At 63.0% G+C, this 24,043-nt stretch carries 20 protein-coding genes; 7 read left to right on the forward strand and 13 right to left on the reverse strand.

All coding sequences use genetic code 11. The annotated features are described in order from the left end of the window. Positions 1–67: 67 nt before the first annotated feature. The 4 genes from ABIC35_RS19135 to ABIC35_RS19150 form a co-directional block, all read right to left on the reverse strand. Positions 68–250 carry a hypothetical protein gene (locus ABIC35_RS19135; protein ID WP_121079900.1) on the reverse strand — a complete coding sequence of 61 codons (183 nt, stop codon included), beginning with the start codon at positions 248–250 and terminating at the stop codon, positions 68–70. Positions 251–428: 178 nt separating this feature from the next. After that, on the reverse strand, positions 429–890 hold the full coding sequence (locus ABIC35_RS19140) for a hypothetical protein (protein WP_121079898.1): 462 nt from the start codon (positions 888–890) through the stop codon (positions 429–431). A gap of 45 nt (positions 891–935) precedes the next feature. Further along, positions 936–1,847, reverse strand: coding sequence for a hypothetical protein (locus tag ABIC35_RS19145; RefSeq protein WP_121079896.1), 912 nt, complete (start codon positions 1,845–1,847; stop codon positions 936–938). Further along, on the reverse strand, positions 1,844–3,193 hold the full coding sequence (locus ABIC35_RS19150) for a hypothetical protein (RefSeq protein ID WP_147425986.1): 1,350 nt from the start codon (positions 3,191–3,193) through the stop codon (positions 1,844–1,846). Before ABIC35_RS19150 ends, ABIC35_RS19145 begins: the two co-directional genes overlap by 4 nt. Positions 3,194–3,575: 382 nt before the next feature. Between ABIC35_RS19150 and ABIC35_RS19155 the strand changes: the two genes are divergently transcribed. Further along, entirely contained in the window at positions 3,576–3,950 is a 375-nt protein-coding gene (locus ABIC35_RS19155; protein WP_121079888.1) for a response regulator, read from the forward strand. Positions 3,951–3,966: 16 nt separating this feature from the next. Here the strand turns inward: ABIC35_RS19155 and ABIC35_RS19160 are convergent, their stop codons facing one another. Beyond that, positions 3,967–4,614 (reverse strand): hypothetical protein, encoded by a 648-nt coding sequence (locus tag ABIC35_RS19160; protein ID WP_121079886.1) that lies wholly within the window; start codon positions 4,612–4,614, stop codon positions 3,967–3,969. A gap of 174 nt (positions 4,615–4,788) precedes the next feature. Here ABIC35_RS19160 and ABIC35_RS19165 point away from each other — a divergent pair, with 174 nt between their 5' ends. Continuing rightward, positions 4,789–5,124, forward strand: coding sequence for an ArsR/SmtB family transcription factor (locus ABIC35_RS19165; RefSeq protein WP_121079884.1), 336 nt, complete (start codon positions 4,789–4,791; stop codon positions 5,122–5,124). Here the strand turns inward: ABIC35_RS19165 and ABIC35_RS19170 are convergent. The 4 genes from ABIC35_RS19170 to ABIC35_RS19185 all read right to left on the reverse strand — a co-directional run bounded on the left by ABIC35_RS19170 (position 5,121) and on the right by ABIC35_RS19185 (position 9,603). Beyond that, positions 5,121–5,669, reverse strand: a complete 549-nt coding sequence (locus ABIC35_RS19170; RefSeq protein ID WP_121079882.1) for a thermonuclease family protein — start codon at positions 5,667–5,669, stop codon at positions 5,121–5,123. The genes ABIC35_RS19165 and ABIC35_RS19170 overlap by 4 nt on opposite strands. Further along, positions 5,660–6,307: a DUF6927 domain-containing protein gene (locus ABIC35_RS19175; RefSeq protein WP_121079880.1), complete on the reverse strand. Its 648-nt coding sequence runs from the start codon at positions 6,305–6,307 to the stop codon at positions 5,660–5,662. Before ABIC35_RS19175 ends, ABIC35_RS19170 begins: the two co-directional genes overlap by 10 nt. Positions 6,308–6,321: 14 nt before the next feature. Further along, the gene (locus ABIC35_RS19180) at positions 6,322–7,212 is read right to left on the reverse strand and encodes an ArdC family protein (RefSeq protein ID WP_121079878.1); all 891 of its coding nucleotides are present in this window, start codon (positions 7,210–7,212) and stop codon (positions 6,322–6,324) included. A 78-nt stretch (positions 7,213–7,290) separates the two neighbouring features. Continuing rightward, positions 7,291–9,603, reverse strand: a complete 2,313-nt coding sequence (locus tag ABIC35_RS19185) for a ParB/RepB/Spo0J family partition protein (protein WP_121079877.1) — start codon at positions 9,601–9,603, stop codon at positions 7,291–7,293. A 211-nt stretch (positions 9,604–9,814) separates the two neighbouring features. On the opposite strand from ABIC35_RS19185, the gene ABIC35_RS19190 reads away from it, so the two are divergent. Together ABIC35_RS19190 and ABIC35_RS19195 are read left to right on the forward strand one after the other, a co-directional pair. After that, positions 9,815–11,677, forward strand: coding sequence for a methyl-accepting chemotaxis protein (locus ABIC35_RS19190; protein WP_121079875.1), 1,863 nt, complete (start codon positions 9,815–9,817; stop codon positions 11,675–11,677). Positions 11,678–11,794: 117 nt separating this feature from the next. After that, on the forward strand, positions 11,795–12,055 hold the full coding sequence (locus tag ABIC35_RS19195) for a hypothetical protein (protein ID WP_121079873.1): 261 nt from the start codon (positions 11,795–11,797) through the stop codon (positions 12,053–12,055). A 31-nt stretch (positions 12,056–12,086) separates the two neighbouring features. Here ABIC35_RS19195 and ABIC35_RS19200 read toward each other — a convergent pair whose 3' ends face one another. The 3 genes from ABIC35_RS19200 to ABIC35_RS19210 all read right to left on the reverse strand — a co-directional run bounded on the left by ABIC35_RS19200 (position 12,087) and on the right by ABIC35_RS19210 (position 18,260). Next, positions 12,087–13,073 (reverse strand): sensor histidine kinase, encoded by a 987-nt coding sequence (locus ABIC35_RS19200; RefSeq protein ID WP_121079871.1) that lies wholly within the window; start codon positions 13,071–13,073, stop codon positions 12,087–12,089. 75 nt (positions 13,074–13,148) lie between these two features. Continuing rightward, the gene (locus ABIC35_RS19205) at positions 13,149–17,366 is read right to left on the reverse strand and encodes a strawberry notch-like NTP hydrolase domain-containing protein (protein ID WP_121079869.1); all 4,218 of its coding nucleotides are present in this window, start codon (positions 17,364–17,366) and stop codon (positions 13,149–13,151) included. 36 nt (positions 17,367–17,402) lie between these two features. Continuing rightward, on the reverse strand, positions 17,403–18,260 hold the full coding sequence (locus ABIC35_RS19210) for a DUF7146 domain-containing protein (protein ID WP_121079867.1): 858 nt from the start codon (positions 18,258–18,260) through the stop codon (positions 17,403–17,405). A gap of 466 nt (positions 18,261–18,726) precedes the next feature. On the opposite strand from ABIC35_RS19210, the gene ABIC35_RS19215 reads away from it, so the two are divergent. Beyond that, positions 18,727–18,996, forward strand: a complete 270-nt coding sequence (locus ABIC35_RS19215) for a hypothetical protein (RefSeq protein ID WP_121079966.1) — start codon at positions 18,727–18,729, stop codon at positions 18,994–18,996. Between the two features lie 13 nt (positions 18,997–19,009). Here the strand turns inward: ABIC35_RS19215 and ABIC35_RS19220 are convergent, their stop codons facing one another. Further along, entirely contained in the window at positions 19,010–20,296 is a 1,287-nt protein-coding gene (locus tag ABIC35_RS19220) for a hypothetical protein (protein WP_121079964.1), read from the reverse strand. Between the two features lie 110 nt (positions 20,297–20,406). Here ABIC35_RS19220 and ABIC35_RS19225 point away from each other — a divergent pair, with 110 nt between their 5' ends. Next, positions 20,407–21,372, forward strand: coding sequence for a lytic transglycosylase domain-containing protein (locus ABIC35_RS19225; protein WP_121079863.1), 966 nt, complete (start codon positions 20,407–20,409; stop codon positions 21,370–21,372). Between the two features lie 1,451 nt (positions 21,373–22,823). Next, a complete protein-coding gene (locus tag ABIC35_RS19230; RefSeq protein WP_121079962.1) occupies positions 22,824–23,906 on the forward strand; it encodes a replication initiation protein in 1,083 nt (360 codons plus the stop codon). The last annotated feature ends 137 nt before the right edge of the window (positions 23,907–24,043 follow it).

Here is a 24,043-nt window from a genome sequence, read left to right on the forward strand (position 1 = left end):
GCATCGGCGAACTGCTTGATCGCTTCCCGCCCTGCCAATGTGCCAACTTCTTCCAGGCCGCTGGATATCAACGGTCAATGTGAAATTGCTCTAGCTCACAACCCGCTGGAGGCGGGCCATAGCGCCCGATCAGTGCCGCCTTGTAAGCGGCGACCTCGAGGCGGTTGAGCCGCTCGAAGTCATCGGTCTGCCCCAGCTGGGCGCAGTTCTCGTTTGCCGGCGTACCGCCGATATCGATGATGTGAGGCATCGGAGTTCTCCCGGATCACCAAGATCCGATCTCCACCTCCCCCTCCTCTCTCATCGCACCGGCTCGAAGGCGGACCCCGCTCCACCGAAAGGGGGGTTGGCGGAGCGGGGTCCTTTAGCAGGCGACCGCTGCTCACGCGGGGGGCCACGTGAGGGTCTGCCTGCTAATCTACATGCCTTCAGCGGAGTCGGACCAAGGACCTCGCAGCGAAGTACTCGCTACGTGATGCTGTCTCGGTGCTGCTAGGATCCAGTTTTACGATGTAGCCACTCAGGTGCTCACGGACAAGATTACCCTCCCGGCCCACTAAATCTGGATCAACATCTTCGCTCTTTTGCACGCGAACCCTGATATGCGTGAGGCGGGCATCGGGGTGACGTGCGGGTTTGTCGGCGAAGTCGCTCATCAACCTTGAGCGGATCTCCTCCGGGACGACGGCATATTGCTCGACAGCCGCGATCGCTGCCTCAGCGCTACGGATCTCCCGATAGTCGGTCCCGACCCACACGATTGCGTCTTCCTCGGGCGAAGCCTTGGTGAAGACCTGAGCGAAAAAGGTTTCAAGGGGCCGATCCCAACCGACCACTGCGTGATCGATGTCGGTGCGGTCCTCCCGCGCAGTCAGCTTATAGCGGCTCATTGAAACACCTGCAGGTTGAGAGATTGAGGAAGAGAGCTGGCAGTTTCATGCGGCGCGCCTCGCGCCGGCATTGAAGCGGGAGAGCCAATCGGTGAGGGTGGGCCGCTGCTCGAGTGGAAGTCGCGCAGCACCGTCCTGGAACTTGACCAGCTCGGTCGGAGCATCTCGGACGATGGCATCGATCTCAGCCTCCGGCAGCAGCAGCTCATGCCGGATGAAGGCCGTCATCGACCCGGGACGCATCTTGGTGCCGCGGCGCCAGAGCCCTTCTGCCGTATGGAGACGCGGGGCGGCGCGTGCTTCCACCAGGACGATCGTCCGCAGGCACCAGCGTGGCAGCTCGCGCACCTCCTCCGGGGTCATGCCGATGCAGAAAAAGCAGGACGACTTTGGCGGGACGGGCAAGCCTGCCTCGCGGATGCGCTTGATACAGCGCTCCCGGTCCCAGCCCCATTCGCGGAGCGGATACTGGTACTCGTACAGCGGATCCTCGATCGTCGCCGCGTGTGCGTAGCGGCGACTGTCTTGCTTCCCGGCATCGAGGCCGATCAGGCGCACGACCTTCTCGCCCCTCGCCCACGCGTCGATCGCCGGCTGCCATGTGCGCAGATAGGTGTCCTGTGGCGCCTTCTTGTACTTCAAGCTGCAGCTGGAGCCTCCGAGGCTCTTGCTCGGCAGCGTACCGTTCGTCAGCGCCATTTCAGCCAGGCCTTGATAGGGTGGCCAATGCTTGAACCGCTTGGTCTGATAGGTGACCAGCTCGAAGTGGATGCCATGGGCGGCCATCCAGGGCCTGATCATGTCGAGATAGGCGTAGGTCAGCGGCTTCTCTACGCGCGTGTCGGCGGTCAGCACCAAGTCGGGCTTCTCGCCGCGCGAGACGAGCTCGACCAGCATTGCGGTGCTGTCCACGCCAACGCCATAGGCCAGCACGGTGGGGCGACGGTTTGAGATCATGGGGAGGCTCCCGCTTGCACGGCAACATGCCTGCCCATCTTCTTCCCCCTCTTCTCGCCGGTGCCTGTCAGGCTACCTGCCCTGAGAGGTGTAGCAACGGCAGGTCGCATCGGGTCGACGCTCAATTGGGTTGCACCGCCGAACGCCCTTAGCGCCTTTTCCATTTCGCGCCTGACATGCGCTCTGTTTGAAAACCGAACGAACGGGTTAATCGGGTTTCCAACCGCGTCCACGAACCCGCCGGCGGTGGAGCCGTCATCGAGCAGCACCGCTATCGTGTGCGATCGCCGCCCCGTGCTGCCTTGATAGACAGCCGTGAACTCGCCGAGCGATGCCCTCAGGCCTTTCGCTGCCTTGCTCCATCGGATGTGGCCCGCGCCGGCGTTCTGCCCGTCAGATAGCCCCCGAGAGAGCCAGGTGCGCACATGCGCTCGTCGCTGAAGCAAGGAGTTCTGCGCTCGCTCGCATGTTCCGACGATCGGGAGGAGCATCGTGGCCGCATCGAGGCGTTCAAGCTCGTCGCCCTGTATCGTAGTGAGGATGTCCTCCAGTTCCTTAGCTCGGAGCAGCGCGTGCAGATCTTCAGCAGCGAGTTGCACCCCGGAGGGTGTTTCCCATTGTCCTTGTCGAAAGACGATCACGGTCAGGCCCTGATCTTCGTGCTCCAGGACGTCGATGCCCAACCCGGAGCCTCCCTGCTCGCGGGCGATCAGATCCTCAGGCGCAAGGATAGCCAAGCGCCGTGACCACCGCACTGGCCTGGGCGCGTCGCTGGGCTTCGGCCAGGTGCTCGGCAAGCGCCCTGGTCTCGTTGCAGGCGCCTTGCTGTCCACGATATTGGACGGTGCGGCAGCAATGAAAGCGCGGCGCGCCGCGTCGAAGAGGTCGGTGCGGTCGCCACCCCCGTCTCGAAAGCCGACGTCGTATGCGGCTCGCTCGGTGGGCTCCTCGCGGAGATGGGGCATGCGCTCGCGGTACGACCATCCCGCGCGTGCGGCATACCATCCCTCGGCGTATCGGACTGCCTCATTCCAATCGAAACCGTGCGCGTCGCGGGCGCGCAGGATTGCGAGATCACGATCGTCGATCGTGCCGTCTGCAGCTTTCCCCTCGACGAACGCGAAGTTTCGCGCGCGGCGCGCGCGTTCCTGCTCTGCCTGGGCTGCCTCATGCATTGGCCGCATCGCTGCAATGCGGGCGCGGCAGCGCATCAAGCGCTCTTCGCTCGGCGCCGTCGGTGGCAAATCCGGGTAGTCGCGCCAGATCGAAGCCAAGGCTTCGGCGTCACCAGCGCTGCGGCCGCGCGCGGTCCAAGCTGATGCAGAGGTAGGATCGAACTGTTCCATCGACCTGATCCCATCTGTTGAATGGCTAGGCCTGGCCAAGGCTTACGAGATGCTCCCAGCACGCCGCGAGGGCGTCATCGAGCGTGCTGCACTCACCGAGCTTCTGTGAGCTCGAGCCGGCGTCCGTCATCACCCGCGCGTGGGGCTCCCAGGCTGGATCGGCCCACTCTTCGGGCCACGCGTGGAAGCCGTAGGGATATGCGACGATCGAGTACGGCGCCCACAATCTCGGGTGTAGGTCAGTTAAGCGAGCATCGAACAAGGCCATGGTTCACCCTTCCCTTTCCGTATCCGTGAACGCCTCGTGAAAATATAATCCGAGCAAATTCCTATTCATGAGGAACAGGACCGGCGCCGTTCAGTTGTTTGGTTGGAGGCATTTATGAATAAAGCCGACGATTCCACGGTCCTCGTTGTCGAAGACGAGAGCTTCGTCAGGATGATCGCCGCCGATATGCTTGAAGAGAGCGGATTTCGCGTACTCGAAGCGCCCGACGCATCTGTCGCTCTCGAACTTTTAAAGCAGCATCAGATTGCCGTCGTTTTCACAGACATCAACATGCCTGGACCGATCGATGGTCTCGAGCTGGCAAGGATCGTCACGGAGACCTGTCCCCAGGTGAAGGTGATCGTCACATCCGGGAAGCAATGGCTCGGCCCTGAGGACCTCCCCGACCACAGCGTCTTTCTCCCCAAACCGTACCGAGCTGCGCAGCTGACGCAATTGATCGAGGAACAGACCGGAGACGCGGATTAAGCGCTCCGATCGCAGCTTAGCCGAACAGCGTCTCCGCCTGATCGGGCAGGGCGTACCCAAGCTGCAGCTCGTGGACGATTCGCCTTGCGAAACGGTCCGGGTCCACCAGGTCGCGAACCCCGGCGAAATGGTTGCGGCCGCCGGTATAGTCCTGACGGCCGCGGCAGGTCCGATAGAGCACTTCGTTATCGAGACCACAGAGACCGAGGCTGAGCTGCACGTAGCATTTGTCGGTGTGCAGGATGATCTCACCAGAGACAGCAGGTCCACCACGGCAGGAGCGCACTTCATATTCGCTGCTGTCCAGCTGCAGGGCCTTGGCCAGCGCGCGCATCGCCTTTTGACCTTCTGAGTGGAACGCGTTCTTCGCGGCCGCCTCATGGTACACGCCGCGGTGCGCGAGCGTTAGCAGGACGGGCGCACCGCGCAGATCCTTGATCGCCCGCATGCAGCGGCCCTGCAGCTCGTTCGCAGCGGGACGCTGATCGCAGACCGCCGAGAAGTGCCGAGCGAGCAGGATGACCGCAGGATCTTCCTCGGCGCTCACGCCAGCGTTGCGACAGTCTTCCATGGCCATGCTGATCGCATGAAGCGTGCTGCTGATTGTGGTCAGTGCGCTGGGATCGAGGGCCTGCTGGTGACGGAAAGCGACATCAAAGGTCATGGACGGTCTCCGGGAAGCTGAGCGCGAAAGCACGCTCCCTTCCTCTCTCCCCCCTCCTCTCCTGATCGCCTTGGGCGCTCCCGGTCATCGCGGAGCGAGATAGTTGCTAACCTGCGATAATCTGGAAGATGCAGAGCCTTGCATGGGCTTTACGGGCTCCATAGTCGTCGTTGCATGAGAGAGGATCTGTCCGACTTCACTTCGCGCGCATCAGCGTTCCTCAAGGTTCTCGCTGGGCGGACCAGAAGCATGCTGATCTGGGAGCTTCTCGACGGTGAGAGGTCGGTGAGCGACCTCGCCGAGGCTGTCGGTTCCAGCACCACTGCAGTCTCACAGCAGCTCGCGATCCTGAGAGGCGAAGGAATCGTCTCGACGCGGCGAAGCGGCCAGAAGCGGTTCTATTCTCTCACCAGCGCCGAGGCGCGACATTTCGTGACCGCGCTTCGCGAGCTGCTTTTGCAGAACGCCGGCGCGGCCGAGATCCAGAAGGACCACGAGCGAGCCGCCTAGCGTTCATCTCCCCCGAAACGTCCGCGGCGCTCGCACGAAAGGCGCGCCCCCTTGCGCCACCGGCTTGGCTCGATGAACTCGCCGCCGTGGACGCCTAGGTGCTTGGCCTCGGCCTGGGCGAAGGCTGCCTCATAGCGACGTGCTCGCATCGGATCGGTCTTGAGGAAGTTGGGCGTCGGCACCGCGTAGCCGGCGGCGATCATCGTCTCCCCCAAATCCTGGCCGCCTACGTCGACCACCGCAATTGGCCGCCCATAGCTCTGCTGGCCCGTCAGCCGGATCGACACCGGCTCACGCTTCATGAGCTTGGAGGCAAAGTCCTGCGCGGCCTTGCCGCACGGCCAACAGGAAGGCCCCTTCGCGCAAAGCGCTTTCCGCTCGACGGCATCGGCGCCGAACAGGCGAAAGTCGACCGCGATCGTGTCGCCGTCGATCGCGCGCGCCTGCGCCTCGAAGCCGTCGTGGTCCCGCTGCCCTGCGCTCGCGTTGGGAAGAACGCCGCAGCTGCTTGTTCCGAACAGGAGTAGAGTCGCGATCAGGCGCATTTCAGCATCTCCTTTTTCGGATCGCCGGCGCGCGCGAAGACGGTGCGGTGCACCTTCGTCTCGGGCACGATCGACCAGCTAAGCTTGTAGAAGTTGCGCACCCGATAGGGACCGGCACCGTCTGCGCGGAAGAAGCGCAGCTTGGTGCCGTTTTTTCGCACGCGGAAGTCAGTGGCCTCCTGGCCGTCACTGCAGGTGAGCGGGTTCTCGAACCGCACCAGGGCGCCATCGGGCGCATCGCGGCGCCGGCTCGCGATCGCGGCACGGCACCGCGCCCGCCAATCGAGGGCGTGTGGCCGGTCCGTCTCGGTGAGAAGGTCGAGGATCCGCTCGGGGCATTCCGCCTCATGCGGACCCATGGACTCGTCCATGTCCTTGTACGCGAAATGATATCCGCTCCTGGAGCGCGGGTTCCATTTGACCAGGCAAACGACCGCAAAGACCTCGTCGGCGACGCCATTTTCCACCTGTTGCACGGCGCCGTACCACACCCTGTTGTTCACGCAGGAAGAGGCAAGCACCTTGTGACCGCGGGTGCCGCCGTCGACAGCCCTCTCGTAGGTGAATTGCGCGTCCAGATAGGCCTTGGGCGTGTCGTGCCCCCCCATCGACGTGCGGCTCATTTCCAGCCAACCCATGGAATGCTCCTCCGTCAGGCGGCCTTGGCAACGGGCGTCACCGAGGCGAATGCTTGTAGGTATCTGACCGCCTGCTCAGCCTTGGTGGAGGCGAGGAAGACCGCGGCCTTGTCGTCCTTCAAGACACGGATCCAGGAGCCGAGATAGCTCGCATGGTTGTCGTGAAGCTCGGTCGGCAGCCCGAGTTCGGCACAGATAAAGGATTGCCCAAGGCAGGCAACCAGCTCCTCGAAAGCATATGCCTTGTCGCCGAACCGTTTGCCGAAGGTGCGATCGAGCCGACTTCGCGCCCCTGTCCAGTGAACATGTTCGTGCGCAAGGGTCGACGCGAACAGGTCGACCGAGGTGAAATGAGCGAGCCGCGGCATCTGGATGTGATCGCTGAGCGGTGAGAAATATGCCTGGCTGCCGCCATAACGGACCACAGAGGGGATCTGCTCGAAGAAGGCGTCGATCGCCTCCTGACGTAGCGACAGCAGCGTCGGTGTCGGCGCCACGGGCCTCGGGTAGTGCCAAGCCGGCAAGCCGTCGATTTCATCCGCGTTGTAGACGAGGTAGCTGCGCAGGAAGCGGATCAGCTGCGCGGTGGTCTCGCCCGTCAGCAGTGACTTGCCCTGCTTGCGGAAGCTCGATGCGTAGATCGATATCGTTGCCTCGGCGCCCTTGCGGACGCGGCCGCCCAGCTCCTCGGCCTGACGCTTCGTCATCCAATAGCGGCTCTTGTAGCCGCGGCTATCGGCAATGCTCCAAAGCCATGGGCAGTTGATGCCGGTGTACGCCGTGCCCTCATGCCGCAGCGGGCGCCCGCCTTCGCCGGTGAGCGACCAAGGCCGCTTCCAGGGGACAATCCCTTGCTCGAGCTTCTGCAGCAGAAGCTTCGTCACCTCTTCGGCGATGCTGTTCATGGTCGGTGTCCTCCAAAAAGAGCACCGCCGACGGGGTTGCCGCCGGCGGTGCCAGGGGTTCCAGAAGGAGGCTGGAAGCTATTCGGCCGCGATCGCGTGGAGGCTGTCGTTCACCCCGAAGTCGTCCTCGGCCTCGCGGTCGCTGGTCAGATCGTCCTCGTCGCCGATCGGCAGACCCACGCCGTCTTCTTCGGGGTCGTCCTCGTTCTCGCCCAGCTCCAGATCGTCGTCGTCCCCGAGGCTGAGCTGTTCCTCATCGTCGATGCTCAGCTCGTCCTCGCCCGCGCCGCTCTCGTCCGTCAGGCTGAGATCGTCGTCGTCATCGGTCTCGCTGGGCGTCGACGGTGCGGCCTCAGTGAACCGCATCGCCTCCGGCACCCAGCGCGTGACCACCTCGCGAACCTCGGCCTCGATGATCGCTTCGCCGGCGAACAGCTTCTGGCAGGATTCGGATATTTCCGACTTCTTCTGCGTCGCGTGGCGACCCGAGAGCGCAGGCCCCCCGACCTCATCAAGGAGCGACAGGATGGCGCCCTTAGAGATGCGATCGAAGTAGTTGAGCGACGTCGGCCGCCACCAGGAGGCGACATCGACTTCGAGGATGGTCGCAAGCCGGTTCTGCAGCGGATTGGAGTCCGCCAGACCGTAGCAGTCCTTCGCGGTCAGCGAGGTTGCGACCACCCAAGCCATCCACTGCGCCTTGGCCTCGTCACTGAGCAGCCGGAAGGCCTCGAACCGATCGACCTTCGTCTCGCCGTCGCGCCACCCGTCTTCCATGGCCTCGGCGAACTCGTCGATATAGGCGCGCGCCTTGGACGGCGGCACGGCATCGCCCCGCACTGGATCATCGGGGCGGCTCGCCTTGATGGTGGTGCCACTCTGACCCATGCTGTAGGAGCCGCGTTCGTCGACCATGGCGAAAAGCATGAAGTCGAGCGCGAGCGCCGGATTGCCGAGAAGCGCAGCGCCCAGAACATCGCGCCGCTGCACTGCCAGCTGGTCGAAGAGCACCTGGCTCAGCGCCTTGCCGTCGGGCGCCGCTGCGATTGGCTTCACCGGCGCCGTCGGACCGCCGCTTCCGGTGCGCCCGCTCTGGCCTTCTTCGATCTGCCAACCGGTGATCCGGCCTTCGCCCTCATCGCGGTCTTCGGCCTCGCTGGAGCCACCGTCATCGACGCCTTCACCATCATCGCCCTGGCCGCGCTCCGGCGCTTCCACGATCGGCGTCACCCGCAGCGGCGTCTCGCTGTAATATTCGGCCTCGAGCAGCATCTCGCCGGTTTGTTTCAGCGAAAGGATGCGTCCGACACGCGGCTTCAGCTCGTCGGGCAGGATCTTCGGCAGATTGTGAAGGTCGTTCCGCTCCTCCTGGAGCGCTTCGGCCTCGGTCTCGAGGACGCTGAATGCCTCCTCGCTGAGCTCCTCGTCCTCCATCTCGGTCTCGATCGCCTCGAGACGCGCATCGATCTCGTCGATACGGGCGCGCTGCGCCTCAGTCATCGGCTCGCTCGGCAAGGTCACGCGGTGCAGCTCCCGCGCGACCTCCCAGGTGCTGCTCGATGCAATCGGCCGCACCCAACCCAGGCCCAGCTCTGCGCCGAGGCGAGCCGCTTCTTCTTCCATGATCTTGGCGGCGATCCCCTCGGCGATCTCGCGGTTGACCCAGCTATCGCCGTTGTCGCTGAAGAGATCGCTCTCGATCACGCCGCCGGCGGCGACATAGCGGTCGGCGCCGACGAGGATCGCCATCGGCTCGGTCGACTTCATCGTTTCGTTCAGGATGACGCGGCGGATCGCGTCCGAGTTGTAGTTGTAGTTCTTGTAGCTGTTCCAGACCGTCAGCTGGCGATCGTGGCTGGGGGTGGTCGCATAGGCCTTCGCCATGTCGAGCGTAATCTTACCTTCAGCGAGCGCGTTGAAGATGGGTTCGGCCAGATCTGCGAGGCGCAGGCGGCCTTCCACAAACTTGCGGGTCACGCCGAACCGCTTAGCGACCGCATCGAGGTTGCCGTTCTCGCCGATGAAGTGCTGGAAGGCGCGGCATTCGTCCGCCGGCGACATTGCCAGGTGGTGGAAGTTCTCGGCGAGCGAGGTTTCCGAGAGCGCCGCGTCATCGGCCTCGATGACCATCACCGGCACGTCATACTGCGCTGCATCGATTTGGCCGCGCTCCGAGAGGAGCATCAGCGCGCGGTAGCGCCGGCTTCCCGCGATCACCGCAAAGCTGCCGCGGGGCTTCTTCAGCGGCGCCACGATCAGGTTCTGGATGATGCCGCGTGCGTCCACGTCGGCCGCCAGCTGCTCGATCAGGTCGTTCCTGGGGGTGCGGACGTTTATCGCGGACAGCTGCAGCTTCGCCAGCTTCACGGACTGGATTGCGGGCTTCGTCATGGTCGGATCTCCTTCTGGATGTCCGGCTTTTTCCGGACACCCCTCCCTTCCTCCCTCCTCTCTTGAGCCGCAGATCCTCGAGACGCTCAATGAAGATCATAGCCGGTCTAGGTAGAACTACTCGGCCACGTTGGCCTTCACCAATCTACAATGATCTCAGGATTAATTTCGCACCAGTACGTTGGCCGAGCTGGCGTGGAGAGGACGCAACATGACTATATTCGCCAATTTGAAGATCCAGCTGAAGATCATCCTTCTGCTTGCGGCACTCGGTCTCGTTACCTTGGGCGTAGCCTGGTACGGCGGTAGCGCTATTAAGCAGGCGGACGACAGCTACAGCGAGATCGTTGGCGAAACCATGCCCGACACTGTGAAGCTCGTGCGCGCCAATCGCGTCACGATCGAGATGATCTATGCCGGCTACAAGGTGATGGCGTACGATGGTGCTTCCTCCACAGCCCGTGCCGCCGCGGACCAAGAGAGGGCTTCTTTCGAGAAGGTCTCAAAGTATTTTGACGAGGTGATCAAAGCAGAGCCGGAACAGGCCGCTGCGATCAGCCCGCTCCGTGACCTGGCCGCTACACTCCACGAGCAAGTTCAAACCGCGATCGCCTTTGGCCTTCGAAATGATGACCAGGGTGCTCGGCAGGCCCTCGTCAGCGCCGACCAGACCGCATCGAAACTGACCGAGGCGCTTGCGGCCATCAACGACGGCCGTATCAAACAAGCTACCAAGACGTCCGACGACCTTACTGCGACCTCGGTCTCTAGTCGCACGACACTTCTGGCGGTGTCCCTAATTGCGCTCATCGCGACCATCGGCGTCGCCGCAGTCCTCTCGAAGAGTCAGATCGTGAAGCCGCTTGAGCGTCTCCAAGATGCGATGCGGGCGCTTGCCCGCGGTAACAACGCAGTCGACGTCCCCGGCACGGGGCGCAAGGACGAGGTCGGCGCGATGGCTCAGTCTGTTCTGGTGTTCAAGCAGGCAGCGGTCGAGCAGGCGAAAGCTGAAAAGATCAAGGAGGCGAGCGATGCGGCCCAAAAGACGGTCGTCGACATGCTCGAGGATCGCCTGAAGAAGCTCGCCGAGGGCGATCTGACCGCCTCGATCGACGCGCATTTTGCCCCCGAGTACGAGGGCGTGAAGTCTAACTTCAACGCCGCCGTCGCAGCGCTGCGCGACCTCATCGCCTCCGTCATGGAGAGTGCGGAGACCATTTCTACCGGTTCGGCGGAAATCGCGCAGGCCAGCGAGGACCTCGCGCGCCGCACGGAAGGTGCTGCAGCAAGCCTCGAGGAGACCTCGGCGGCGGTTACGGAGATGAATCAGCGCATCAAGAACACCGCAACGGCAGCAACGCAGACCGTTGACCGCGCAACGGGCGCGATCGGCGTCGTGGACTCTGGCCGCAGCGTTGCCGATGAAGCGATGCAGGCGATGTCGCGAGTGTCTGAGAGCGCCAAAGGCATCGACACGGTTATCGAGGGCCTTGATAAGATCGCGTTCCAGACCCGGGTTCTGGCGATGAACGCCGCGGTGGAAGCTGGCCGTGCCGGTGAAGCAGGCCGCGGCTTCGCGGTCGTGGCCGATCTCGTCTCTGCGCTCGCAATGCGCGCCGAAGAAGAGGCTGGCCGCGCTCGTGACCAACTGACCGCCACGCAGGCCGACGTCACCGCAGCGGCCGAGATGGTCAAGCGCGTGGATGCGGCCTTGGGAGCGATCGTCGGCGACGTGAACGAGGTCCACGGCCTTCTCGAGACCATGGCAACCGACAATCAGGCACAGGCCACTACGGTTACGCAGGTCTCGACCGCAGTGAACAGCATCGATCAGATGACGCAGCAGAATGCCGCCATGGTCGAGCAGACCTCCGCTGCAGCTCGCAACCTCAATTCCGAAGTAGCCGCGCTTAAGGCTCAGGCCCTTCGCTTCAATACCGGCGGGAGGCGATCGCACGCCGCGCCTCAGCCGGTTCATAAGGAACCGGCTCCCTCATCCTATCAGCCCAAGGCGCGCAGCGTTGCTCAGGTTCGAGCTGTGACGCTCGAGAGCGAGGATTGGGCCAGCTTCTAAGCTGGTCTGATCGCGATCCCGCCCCCGCGCATGGACCCTCTCGGGGGTGGGATCGCAGGATCGACGCGTTTCACGCGCGGTCGGCTGCATTCCCTAAGCGCGCATTCTCGAGGTGAAATGGTGACCGTCAGTAGGACTGAAACGCTGTCGAAAATCGCAGGCCACATCGAGGAGATTGTCGCCGTTGCCAAGCTGATGCCCGATTCGTCGCTGGTCGCCGACTTGTATCGAATTGCCGACCTGCTCCGGGACCTGCTCCTGTTCATCTCCGAGCTACCTGACGCCTTCGATGAAACCTCTCCGTGGTGGTCTAAGTGGTCAGCGGCTCAAGCGTTGCTCCGCAGCGGACCGACCGAGCCATCTGAGTCGAAGACATGAGGCTTCATGCCTGCTTTCAGGATCCTGCCGCCTAGGGTAGCCGCTCGATGCCTTCCGCATTCAGGGTGACCCGCACGCGGTACCCCGGATCTGCGGCTTCACGCTCGATCGTTCCCGAGAGCTGCTTTGCCAGAAGTCGGACGAGCTTCGATCCCAGCCCAGCCTTCGATAAGTCAGCACATCCGACGCCATCGTCCCGGACTTCGATGGTCAGTGCTTGACTATCGCATACCAGCGCGACGTCGATTGTACCTCCTCGATCGCCAGGGAAGGCGTACTTCAAGCTGTTGGTCACGAGCTCGTTGACGATGAGGCCCACATTGGCCGCGACGGGGGTTGGTGCAAGCAGCCGAGGCGAAGACACGCAGACTGCAATCGGTCGCACGTCCCTTAGCAAGTCGCCGAGGTCTCGACACAGGTCCGACACGTAGGCCCTCAGATCGATCCGACTGCCGCCCTCAGCCATTCTGAGGCGTTCTTGCGCTCGGGCCACAACCATCAAGCGGGCATTTGCAGATTCCAGCGCATCGCGAACCGCTGGATCGTTGCTCGCATTCCGTTGGAGAGTGATGGCCGAGCTTATGATCGCCAGGTCATTTTTGGTCCGGTGGGCAAGCTCCTCCAGCAGCAGCGCCTTCGCGGCTTCGCTCTCATTCAATCTGTCGATCGTTCGCCGAAGCACCTCGATCAGCATCGACATACCGCAACCCACGGCCACGAAGATCGAGATCGCCAGGGTCGCACTCGGCTGAAGGGCAAAGGAAAATTTGGGCTCAACAATGAAGTACGCGGCCAATCCGGCGCCAAGCAGGGTGGTGGTAAGCCCCCCTGTTTTCCCCAGGACCACCGCAGATAAAAAAACCGCCGGCACGAACAGCAAGAGGGGAAATCCGTTTAGAATTCCGCTGAGGCTCAGCTGGAGAGCGAAGCCGATGATCGCAAACCCGGCACCGGCCAGGAGCTGCAGCCAAAGCGGCAAACTACGTTTTGGAATTAGTACCAGGATCACTCTGTGCATGCAGGCACGGCCCCCTCAGCTCACCCGTCGAGGAACCGAGCATAGCATGACTTCCCGCATGCGCCGCGATCCTGATCAACATTGCGCCATGATCGCCTTCAATATCTCGCGCGACTGATCGTTCACCGGGATGAAGAGCCTGGTCTTGAAGTTGATCAGCTCGGTCCAGCAGCCCAGCGACTTGAACCAGGGGAGCTGGCCCGCCGGTGCGCCTTCGATCTCTATCCGCTCGTTCCCGTTCACGCGGGCGCGCCTGATGGTCATCGGGAAAGGCTGCTTGATCTCTATCGGTCTCCCCGAGAGCGCGGCATCGATGATCGAACCTGCGGGCATATCTTCGGTTTTGGAGATGCCGAGCTTGGTGAAGAGGTCCACGACGTGCTGGTCGAACACGAGGCGGCCGAGCCAGCTGTTGCCGGCCTTGTCGACGACGCGGTGGACGGCGAGGTGGTCGCGTGGAAGCGCAGACCAGATGGGCAGCAGGAGGCCTGTGGCGAGCCGAATGGTCTCTACATCCAGCTTCTCGGCCGCCTCCTCCACCTCTGCCTGCCATTGAGCGATGAAGGTGGCGCGGTCCACGGGTTCCCACGCGCTCTCGAACAGATCGGCCTCGCGCATGAACTCCCGCCGGCTCGGGCGCTGGAGCTCGACCCGCAGGATCGGTTCGCCATTGTCCCCCATCCAGGAGTCCGCGCGCGTGCGCAGCGCCACCATGCCCGAGCGGGCGTTGCGGACGAAGGTAGCGTCTCTGAAGGCTTCGGCCCGCTCGAGCACCCGGCTAAGCGAAAGTACGCTGCGCTTCCGTGCGATCTCGATCGTCAGCAGATGCGATGTAGCGCCGGTGCGAGGATCGGTGCGCAGGAGCGTGTCATCGATCACGCGCGCCGTTTCGGTCATGATCGTCTCTACGCCCACGTCCAGCGTGCCGGCTTCGCGAGCCTTCTCGACGCGGGTTTCCACGAGCGCGAGAAACTCCTCGAAGATGCTGTTCTGCATGCCGATCGGCAGCGCCAGCAGTCGGTTGAGCCAGCGCTGAATGGGCGGCAGCTCCTCCTTCAGCGCTCCGTCCTGATCGCGCAGTGAAAGCCCTGTGCGAGCCTCAAAGGCTTCGCAGGTCAAGCTTTTCAGCTTGCCGTAGTGAAGCAGGCGGAACCAGGTGTGCAGCGCATCCTTGGCGTACTGGCTTTCCAGATTGTCCTTGGGATCGAACAGGTTCTGTCCGCCAGTCTGCCGCTGACCGCGCGTCAGCGCCCCCAGAGTGTCGAGCCGGCGGGCGATGGTCGAGGTGAAGCGCAGCTCGCCCTTGCAGTCGGTGGTGACGGGACGAAACAGCGGGGTGTTCGCCTGATGGGTCCGGTGGGTGCGGCCGAGCCCCTGGATCGCGCGATCGGCGCGCCAACCCGGCTCGAGCAGAAAGTGAACGCGTTGCTGCTGGTTCTTGGCGTCCAAGCTCGCGTGATAGGACCGCCCCGTGCCGCCGGCATCGGAGAAAAGGAGGATCCGCTTGCGGCCCTCCATGAAGGTTGCGGCTTCGACCTGGTTCATGCGCGCCGAGCGGCTTTCGACGAGCTGGCGTCCATCGGCGCCGGTGATGAGGCGCTTTGTTCGGCCCGTCACCTCGGCCACGCGGTCGGGCCCGAAATGGTCCAGAAGCGCGTCGAGCCCCGTCTTGATCGGCGGCAGCGCGCAGATGTGCTCGATGAGATTGTCGCGTGCGGCGATCGCCTCCGGATTGTGGACCGGATTGCCGTCTTCATACATCGGCCGTGAGAAGGCATGGCCGTTTGCATCAACGCTTTCTTCCATCTGAGCCGTAGGGAAGGCGCGCATCAGATAGTCGATACAGATCTGCGTAGGGGAAAGATCCAGGGTGATCTCGGCCCGCTCCTCAGGGCTCATCTGGGCAAGCCGGCGATCGAGCAACGCCTCCGCCGTCGTCACCAGCTGGAACACGACCGACTGCCCTGCGGCCAGGTGGCGCTCCACCTCCGGGATGACGGTGGGCATCTTCATGCTGAGTAACACCTGCCCGAAGAACCGCTGCTTGGAGGATTCGAAACGCGAGCGGGCCGCCGCCTTGGCGCCGGAGTTGAGCGTCCCGCCTCCGAAGCCGTCGACCAGAGCCGTCATCTCGAGTGCTCGCTCCATGTTCCGATGGATGATCGACCAGGCCTCGGAATAGGTGTCGTAAATCTCGATCTGGTCCGGCGTCAGTTCGTGGCGAAGCACCTCATATTCGACGCCGGCGAAGCTGAGCGCGCGGGCAATGTAGACGCCGAGCGCCTTCAGGTCGCGCGCGACCAGCTCCATCGAGGCGATCCCGCCAAGCCGGATGTTCGAGATGAACTCTTCCCGGGTGGCGAAGGACGTCTCCGGCCCCCACAGACCGAGACGGACCGCATAGGCGAGGTTGTTGATGTCCGAGGCACCCGTCGCCGAGGCGTAGAGCACGCGCGCGTCGGGCAGGTGGTTCTGGAGAAGGACGCCGCATATGCCCTGCTGGGATCCTTCCTTGGGCCCGAGCGCGCCCTCACCGCCGGCAACCCCGCCCATCTCGTGCGCTTCATCGAACGCGATCACGCCGTCGAAATCCTCGCCGGCCCAGGTCAGGATCTGCTGCAGCCGATCGGCATCGCCGCGGCTTGAGCGCAGCGTCGGGTAGGTGACGAAGAGCACGCCTTCCTGCAGCGTGATCTTCTCGTCGATCTTCCAGTTGGAAGTGGGCTGCACGTCGCCCGACAGCCCCCCGAGTGCGGACCAATCCCGCCGCGCGTCCTCGAGGAGCGGCTCGTTCTTCGAGACCCAGATGTGCCGGCGCTTACCGCGCAGCCACTGGTCGAGGATGCTGGCAGCGATCTGGCGTCCTTTGCCGGCGCCGGTGCCGTCACCAAGGAAGAAGCCCATCCGGTAGAGGCGGCCTTCCTCGTGCAGGACCAGGGTCACGCCTTCTTTGGCGGGACGGCATTTGCCGGGGAGGTAGTTTTCCCAGGCATGCCCTGCATAGACGACGGTCTCGAGCTGGGACGCCGACAGTCGACGTTCGGAGACGATGCGCTCCGGCAGCTGCGGGACATGGTTCGGCACCGGCATCGCGATCGAGGCCATGGCGACGGATTCGACCAGTGCCGTCGGGTGTTCGCCGGCAGCGTCGAAGACAATGCGGCTCGGACGATACGGCAGGTAGATGCCGACCTGCTCGCCGAGCGGTGCCGGCTCCTCCAGCTTCGCATAGGTGACCGGCAGAACGGCATGCGATTTCGCCGCTTCAATCCTGCGCTCGGCCGCTGGCCTCGCGTTCCGGCTCGCCCCGAATAGTGACGGCCGAGCCGGCGCGGCGGCGATCGGCATTCGGTCTGCCTTCAGCTCCGCGCGCGCGGGCACCTCAATGACGTCCAAGAACTCGGCGACACTGCCGCGCTGGATCGTCACCGCTTCCAGCTTCTCCGGCACCTTGTCGATGACGTAGAGCCGCACCGCGACGTCGGTGCCCTGCTTGCGGTAGCAGCTCTCGAACCGAAGTGAGGTGCGCACGGAAGAACCGGCGAGCACCTTGGCATAGGCGTCCCGCATGCGCGCGCTGTTCGTGAACCAATCCGGCATAATCGCCACCACGCGGCCCCCGGGGCGAACCCGTCGGAGCGCCGCCATCAGGTGGCGAGCGGCGGCCAGGTCGTCGGCCCCGCGGCCCAAGCTGCGTGCGAAGGGCGGGTTCATCAGCACCACAGATGGCCGCGCCAGCGCGGCATGCTTGGTCACCAGCATGGCGCCGTCATCGGCCGTGATGGTCGCGGCCACGAAGCCTCGCGTCAGTCCGGCGCGCCGCGCGTCATCGATCTCGTTCAGCTGCAGCGCGGCGCACGTTGGCGCTTGGGCAATCAACAGGCCGTTGCCGGCGCTCGGCTCGAGCACGACGTCATCGGGCCCGATCGCCGCCATGAGCACCGCGATCGCCGCGATGTCTGCGGGCGTCGAGAACTGCTGGAATTGCACCTGCTGCTCGCTGCGCACGGTCTGCGTCGGAAGCCGCTCCATCAACCGAATCGCATGCGCCACATCGCCGAAGCCGGTGAGGCCATAGGGCTTGGCCCGCAGGTAGAGGGTAAGCGCGCGCTCGAGCGCCTCGAAGCTATCGCGCTGCGACCAATGCCCTTCGGCATCCGTACCGCCCAGAGCCTCGGTCATTGCTGCATTCAGGTGCTTTCGCGTGATGTTCTCGCCGGTTGCCAGCAGTTCGGCGATCGCCGTGGCTGCATCCGCCGGCGGCCGCGTCGCAAGGTCGATAAGGTCGCGCATGGGGATCTCCTGGCTTGGCCGCGCCCACGCGCAGCCTCACCCCTCCCCTCCCTCTCCTCTCTTCTGTCGCTGGAGCACCGCAGCCCAATCGGAAGCGCCGCTTGGCGAATAGTCGACAAGGACGATCCGCTGATCCGTCACGTACCGCTGGATGGCCTTGGTGACCGCGAGGCGACCAGGGCCATCGGGATCGCCGGCGAGGATCAGCTTGGTGACGCTCTCAGGGATCCGGCAGAGATCGAACCGGCGCGTGCCGAACGATGCCCAGCAGGGAACTTCCTTCAGCTCCGAGTAGCTGGCAGCCGTCTCCATGCCCTCGGCAAGACCGATGGTGCTTGAATAGCCGCCGCCCTGCCACACCCCGGCGCCTAGGCGACCAAGCGTGACCTTCTCGGTGTACCAAGCGGTTTCCGGATCGAGGAAGATGCGCTGGACTGCGACCAGGGTGTTGCCCTCGCGGGCCGCCACCAGCAGCGCCGGCTTGTAGACCGTGTGCGGCTTTGGATGATGCGGGCAACGCGGATGAAAGCGCAGGTCGTTCAGGTCTGGTGGCAGGCCGCGGCGCCGTAGGTAGCGCTCCGCCAACGTCCCGCGCACCGGTCCTGCCTCCTCCCAGATCTTCGCCACGTTGGCGGTTCCGCTTGGGCGATCCTCCGGCATCGGGTGCCTTCCGGTCACGCGAACCCGCGCCAGCTCCCGGAGCACGTCCTCGCTCGCACATCCGGCGAAGCAGTTCACGAGAATGCCGCGATCGCCCTGTCGGATCGAAAGGCTTGGCGTGGAGTCCTCGTGCGCAGGGCACCGGCACATGCCTTTGTAGCCGTCCCAATGCCCATCGAGTGTTGCTACGAGATCGACCAGTTCCTGGCTCGGGCGCCTTGCGATGATCGTCATCACGCCTCTCCGATCTGGCCATGGCCCGCGATCGAGCCCTGCTCGACACCGACCAGAACATAAGTCGTAGGGGAACGCGTGAAGAAGATCCGGATGGCGGTCTCCTGGTCTGCGGGGCACCGCATGTCATTGAAGCGCCAATGGTCGCGCACGTAGCGGAAAAGTGCCGCCCGAGCCGCCTCACGGTCTGGGTGAACCTCCGCATGATCTGGCTTTCCGGGTCGCCGGATGAGCAAGAGTATTTTGGACATGGCAGCGGCCTTTCGGAAGTGAGGTTTGGCGCAGCGGGCTGCGCCGGATCCGCTCAGGTCCGTGATGCCTCACTTTCCCAAGCGATCTTCCCCTTCCCTCTCCTCTCTCCGCCTCATGCATTTACCGTGCGCTAAGGCCGCTTGATTATAGTTTCGGAACTGTGACCATGACGCACCGGTTGAACCGACACAGGTGCCCAAGTTTCGAGGTTTTCGTGACCCAGCTTTCTTCGCTCGAAATCAGCAACTGGATTGCCATCTATCTCGCCGCTGGCCTCTGCTGCACGATCGCCATGGTTCTCTCAGTATCGATGACGCTCCATGGACTTTGGAGGGATCGTGCCTGGGCTGACGTTGCGACGGTAAGGGGCGCCGTCCTCTTTCTGCCGAAGGCATGGTGGCGCTGGCAGAAGCTATACCTGCTCTCGACGCCGGTGACGCTCGGTATAGTAGGCTATTTTGCTGCCTCCATGGCTTGGAGCTGAGGCTAACGCCTCGCTACAGGTTCAATGCCTGTAGAATATTGTGGGCTCCCTTGCCCGCTTCAATTTCCCTTGCGGACAGCATGGTGAGTGTACCGAGGTGAGACATCCTCGGATGTGTCACGGCTTTTGAAGCTCTGTACGTGTCGTTTTCGAAGCCCATCACCTCGATCACCAGCGTCTTGATTTCGCCGGTTCGCCTCGATCGGGCTTCGAGGATGAAATCGGGTCGGCAATTCCCCGCCGGTGTCTGGCTGTCAAAAATCGGCTTTCTGATCGCCACATCGATATCTCCCCGGTGCAGTCGGCGCTGCACCTCGAGCAGGCCGCGAAAGGCATCGCGCTCGAGCTGAGAATCCACGGGCACGAACAGGCGGCCGTTGTAGATGGGCTGCGCATAGGCGCGGAGTGGCGAGTATCCCCGCGCTTCCGGATATTTGCCGACGACGATCATGGTGAGAAAGGGGCCGGTGACCGGATTGCCCCGAACTGCCGGTGATTGCACCCGATTGGCGACTGAGACGCTCTCCCCGTTCGTGAGGAAGATTTCGTTCGCCTTATGGCCTTTCGAGAAGAGCAGAACGAAGCCCTGGGGTTCATGCTCGGCGGGCCAATCATGGCTGAGGCGTCGGAGTGTGGCGTAAACCGCTTTCGCCTCGAGTGGGCGGTGGTGGGTCCAAAATGCCCTGGCGAGCTCTATACCGGGAGCGATCTCGATCTGGGCTGCCGCCCGCCCGATCGCCTGAAAGTTTTCGCGGATTGACCATTCCTCTCCGGCGGCCAGGGGCGCGATCACGTTCACGCCGCTCGTGTCCATCAGCCGCCAGAGCAGCCGCGCGAGGCGCGGTGTCGATGCATTTCGCGTCCGATCGTCCGTGACATCGCTCTCGGGGCGCTTCGACAGGTTCTCCGGCGCCGGCTTCAGAACCGAGAAAAACCCTGCCGGCGCATCATTCGCGGTCGCCCTGGACCGCACCTCAGTCACCCGGTTCGTGGCCTGGTCGCGGAAGAACGGGCAGTCCTCGCGATGCTCTGGCCGCTGGGTAAGCCGCCGCAGATAATAGGTTTCGGCCTCCGAGAGGTATGCTGGCGTCAGGATCGGAGGCGCCTTCTCGCGGCCTAGGCAATCGCAAGCGATCCATTTCATGCCGATGCGCGCCTGCTGCACCAGGTTGATGCCGGCAATTTCGTCGTGGTGAGTGCCGTCGCCGACGTACCAGCGGACCAACGCCTCCCGCACGATGTTGGGAAGTGGGATCCTGGATCCGTCAAGTCCTGGGGTGTCGCGGTCTATAAGCCACATCGCTCTGACTTCCAAATCAGCGGTCGAATAGAGTGTCTCTACCTTGCGCCCGCTTGACAAGCTTTCCCCCCTCGCTCTCCACTTCATGAAACAGCCCCTGGAGAGCCAGAATGCTCCGCTCGATCCTTTTCGCTTCTGTTTTGAGCGCCGCCCTTGCACCGTCAGCTGCGGCCCAAAACCGCCCCACTCGGGGGGTGCAGCTCATCCACCTGGGTGCCGCACAACTATTCGCCCCGGAAGGCGGCGCTATGGCAGGGGGCAGCGTCCCAGAAGAACCTCAACCAGCGGTCTCTGACGCCATGTTGAGCGCCTTTCGGGTCCACGATCTGAGCCGCCGCTATGTGGAATTTCAGATGGCACAGGGCTTCGGCAGCCCGGCAGCGCCTTCCCTTGAACAGCCTGCGACAGGCTTCACCCGTGTCGCGCCTATTTCATCAATCGCGGTGCCGGCTTGGATACGCGCGGGCGCGGCATTCCCGTCGATCCCGTATACACCTGAGTGTACTTCGGTGCCCTACGCACCCTCGGGCCTGCTCGGCTATGCGGCCGAGGTGCGGCGCGCGACCTACTACTCCATGATGAGCGCGATCGCGTGCGAGCATGGGATCCCCGTAGGGCTCTTTGACGCGGTGATCATGCGCGAGAGCAGGTACAACCCACAGGCCGTCTCCTCGGCCAATGCCTTCGGCCTCTCCCAGTTGATGCCGGGTACGGCCTATGGCCTTGGCGTGAACCGCTACGATGTCGTCCAGAACCTCCGCGGCGGCGCGCGCTATCTACGCCAGCAGCTCGATCGCTACGGGCAGGTCCACCTCGCACTCGCGGCCTACAATGCGGGCCCGGGGCGTGTGAAAACCACCGTGCCGCGGATCGCGGAAACGCAGGCCTATGTCAGCGCCATTCTCTCGAGCTGGTCTCGGCTCAGCACGGGTCACGCGCATCCCCTCGCCCCGCCGGCGCAGATTGCGCCACGGTGCCGGGTGCTATCGTATTATTCGCTGCGGTCGCGTCAGCAACGCTCATACGTAAGCGGCATCCTTGGCTCCGCCTCGTGCTGCATATCTACGGTCAAGTGATGATTTGGCTTTCTCTCAGCTGCATCGCAATAGCTGCAGTGCTCTTCCTTTGGGAGAGATGAGCGTGTCGGACAGGTACATAGGGTCATGGTCTCGGCAGCGTACCTGGGGCGAGCATTTATCGGTGAGGCACGGATCTTCGTGCGGCCGCTGCGGTTGGTTGGCGCCTCCCCTACCCGCTAGCCCAGAGGTCCAGCTGAGGTTGCCATTTTCGACTCCCGCAAAAAACATGATATGACTGTAAAGAGAACGAAACGGCATTTTTGTACTTGGCATCAAGCTGTCATCGATTCATCGGATCGGCATGCCGATCAGCCCCGAAACCCTATGGCTAAATCCGATCGGTTGGTGCCAACGTTCCAGTTTGATAAGGTTCCAGCGAGCCGGCGGCCGTTGCGAGAGATGTGCTCGCCCTCACCTCCATACTGTTCCGCACCTGGGCGAAGGAAGGTGGTTCGACGCCGGGGCTGAAGCATTGCATGACCGGAGCGGTTTGCGCATCAGCGTAGGCAAGCTGGTTCCCGCCAACGTTCCTTGGACCCGGATCGCGTTAGCATTTGCTCACCTGGGCCGTGATCCTTCAGTGCCACATGCTGCGTGTCGCAGCAGTGCCTGGCCGGCGACAATGGCTGAAGCTGCACGGTCGTAGTGCTGCCGATGATGATCTGGTCAAGCGCCCGGGAATGCGCAACACGCATTGTCATTCCTGCGGGTGAACTCATCCTGGCCTCGACCCCTTTCAGGAATGCTAGCCTCGCGCGCCTTGCCGCACGCCGCCAAGGCTGCCCCTCCTGCCGGCCCTGAATAGCTCCGTGAACATAGCCGGTTGGATCGGGATCGAGGAATATAGGCTGTGGCGCGACAAGCCTGCGCATCCGTTCGCCTCGGGCGAGTCGGTTTCTTCTGTTTGAAGAAACCTATCTACAATCGCCGCTGCTCGCAGCGGAAGGATTCGAGATTCGAAAGATTCAGATTCAGCGGTTGAAATGTGGTGCAGTCTCAGTCGGTTAAAACGGTCGTCCTGACCGGATGGGGGAACTTGCCTGTCCTCGCGGGGGCTGCAACCTGACTTCTTGGGGGGCTTTTCCTGACCGCTCGGGGGCACTCCTGACCTTTTGGGGGCGGCCCGTAATCAGCGCGTTCGGAGCTGCATCCTGGTGGTCGATCACGGAAAGACTGTGTTTTCAAGTGCCTCAAGCGGCCAAGAACAACCCTGTCCCGACTCGGCAGTTCGCCTAGGGATTGGTGCGAATTTGCGGTCATTTTTTATCCTGACCAGACGGGGGGCAAGAGACTGCGTCATCCTGACCTGCCTTGACGGATGAGGTCAGGTCAGGCAGCCCTTAGGTTCCGCGACCTGATTCAGATCGAAGTAGCGCATGGATGATAACGCTGACCAAATGATTGAGGCGGCACGAGAAGAGACCGAGGCGAACGCTCCAGGGCGGGCGATGCGTGTCGCTGCGGCCCTCCAGGCAAAGGGAGGTGACCAATTCGCCAAGCCGGGCAATATCATCGAAGTGAAATTCGTGAAGGGCGAGTCTCTAAGCCTCACAGCATCCCGATTGTTGGCGCTCATGATCCTGACAGCGGGCGGAGATGCCTGGGAAGATCGCCCTCATCGGATGCGCAAAGCCGACATCCGCCGCGGACACAAAGGCAACGAGCGTATCAGCGACATGCTCGAGGAGCTTCACCGCACACTGTTTGCTGTGGATGACAGGTCATGGCGTGGAAAAAAGGCCACGCTCCGGTTCTCGCTGATATCCCGATCGCGGGAGGAGAGTGACGAGGATGGCGAAGCAGGGTGGATCGAATGGGAGTTCACGCCTGACGCTCGCAGATTGATCCAGGCTTCCGAGACCTACGCAGTGCTTAATCGGCAAGCGGTCCTTGGTTTTCGATCAAGCTATGCACTCAAGCTCTATGAACTTGGTGCGCTTCGCCTTCACCGCCGGCACTCGACATGGAAGGGCGATATGGCAAGCTTTCGAGCGGCCCTCGGCATCCCGCCCGAGGTATACACCGACTTTGCCCAGCTCCGGCGAAAGGTGCTCGAGAAAGCGAAGGCGGAGGTAGACCAGCTTGCGCACTTCAAGGTGGAGTGGCGTGAGATCCGCAAGGGCCGAACTGTCACTGAACTCGAACTTCGTTTCGAGCCCAAGGGACCACCGGATGTCATTGAGACCGTCGGCGAGTTAGACCGACATTCTGTAGGCCGAAAGGCGCGGCGTGATGGAACTGTGGAGGGGGTGTCGATAGGTCAGGTTGCGCGAGCCGCCCTGCCGTCATCCGCTGCTGCGCCCAAGAAAACGGAAGAGCGAACATTCCCAAGGGGGTCGATCAGCTTCGGCGCGGAGGATCTCCTGGCAATAGGCCGAGCCCATGGCGGTGGTTGGGACGTGAACATGATCGCGGACGCCTATCGAGAGCATATGGGCGAGCGACTAGAAAAGCTGCGTGGTGCCAAAATGATCGCATCTTGGAAGGGGTTTTGCGAAGGTTGGGTGAACCGGCGCGGACGCCCGTCATAAGAGAATTGCACGCGTGCAATTTGCCATCCCCCAGCGAGTCAGGTTGAAGCGTTGAATGCCCAAAACGCCTCGAAATGCCATCGTAACTTTCGAAATTAGCCGTTATCTTGACTGAAAAGCGCAAATTGAGATACCAC

The organism is Sphingomonas trueperi (assembly GCF_040545965.1).
Lineage (GTDB): Bacteria > Pseudomonadota > Alphaproteobacteria > Sphingomonadales > Sphingomonadaceae > Sphingomonas > Sphingomonas trueperi_C.

Bases quoted from the DNA above. Each gene is read 5' to 3' on its own strand.
- ABIC35_RS19135 (WP_121079900.1), bottom strand. From the start codon at position 250: ATGCCTCACATCATCGATATCGGCGGTACGCCGGCAAACGAGAACTGC.
- ABIC35_RS19140 (WP_121079898.1), bottom strand. From the start codon at position 890: ATGAGCCGCTATAAGCTGACTGCGCGGGAGGACCGCACCGACATCGAT.
- ABIC35_RS19145 (WP_121079896.1), bottom strand. From the start codon at position 1,847: ATGATCTCAAACCGTCGCCCCACCGTGCTGGCCTATGGCGTTGGCGTG.
- ABIC35_RS19150 (WP_147425986.1), bottom strand. From the start codon at position 3,193: ATGGAACAGTTCGATCCTACCTCTGCATCAGCTTGGACCGCGCGCGGC.
- ABIC35_RS19155 (WP_121079888.1), top strand. From the start codon at position 3,576: ATGAATAAAGCCGACGATTCCACGGTCCTCGTTGTCGAAGACGAGAGC.
- ABIC35_RS19160 (WP_121079886.1), bottom strand. From the start codon at position 4,614: ATGACCTTTGATGTCGCTTTCCGTCACCAGCAGGCCCTCGATCCCAGC.
- ABIC35_RS19165 (WP_121079884.1), top strand. From the start codon at position 4,789: ATGAGAGAGGATCTGTCCGACTTCACTTCGCGCGCATCAGCGTTCCTC.
- ABIC35_RS19170 (WP_121079882.1), bottom strand. From the start codon at position 5,669: ATGCGCCTGATCGCGACTCTACTCCTGTTCGGAACAAGCAGCTGCGGC.
- ABIC35_RS19175 (WP_121079880.1), bottom strand. From the start codon at position 6,307: ATGGGTTGGCTGGAAATGAGCCGCACGTCGATGGGGGGGCACGACACG.
- ABIC35_RS19180 (WP_121079878.1), bottom strand. From the start codon at position 7,212: ATGAACAGCATCGCCGAAGAGGTGACGAAGCTTCTGCTGCAGAAGCTC.
- ABIC35_RS19185 (WP_121079877.1), bottom strand. From the start codon at position 9,603: ATGACGAAGCCCGCAATCCAGTCCGTGAAGCTGGCGAAGCTGCAGCTG.
- ABIC35_RS19190 (WP_121079875.1), top strand. From the start codon at position 9,815: ATGACTATATTCGCCAATTTGAAGATCCAGCTGAAGATCATCCTTCTG.
- ABIC35_RS19195 (WP_121079873.1), top strand. From the start codon at position 11,795: ATGGTGACCGTCAGTAGGACTGAAACGCTGTCGAAAATCGCAGGCCAC.
- ABIC35_RS19200 (WP_121079871.1), bottom strand. From the start codon at position 13,073: ATGCACAGAGTGATCCTGGTACTAATTCCAAAACGTAGTTTGCCGCTT.
- ABIC35_RS19205 (WP_121079869.1), bottom strand. From the start codon at position 17,366: ATGCGCGACCTTATCGACCTTGCGACGCGGCCGCCGGCGGATGCAGCC.
- ABIC35_RS19210 (WP_121079867.1), bottom strand. From the start codon at position 18,260: ATGACGATCATCGCAAGGCGCCCGAGCCAGGAACTGGTCGATCTCGTA.
- ABIC35_RS19220 (WP_121079964.1), bottom strand. From the start codon at position 20,296: ATGTGGCTTATAGACCGCGACACCCCAGGACTTGACGGATCCAGGATC.
- ABIC35_RS19225 (WP_121079863.1), top strand. From the start codon at position 20,407: ATGCTCCGCTCGATCCTTTTCGCTTCTGTTTTGAGCGCCGCCCTTGCA.
- ABIC35_RS19230 (WP_121079962.1), top strand. From the start codon at position 22,824: ATGCGTGTCGCTGCGGCCCTCCAGGCAAAGGGAGGTGACCAATTCGCC.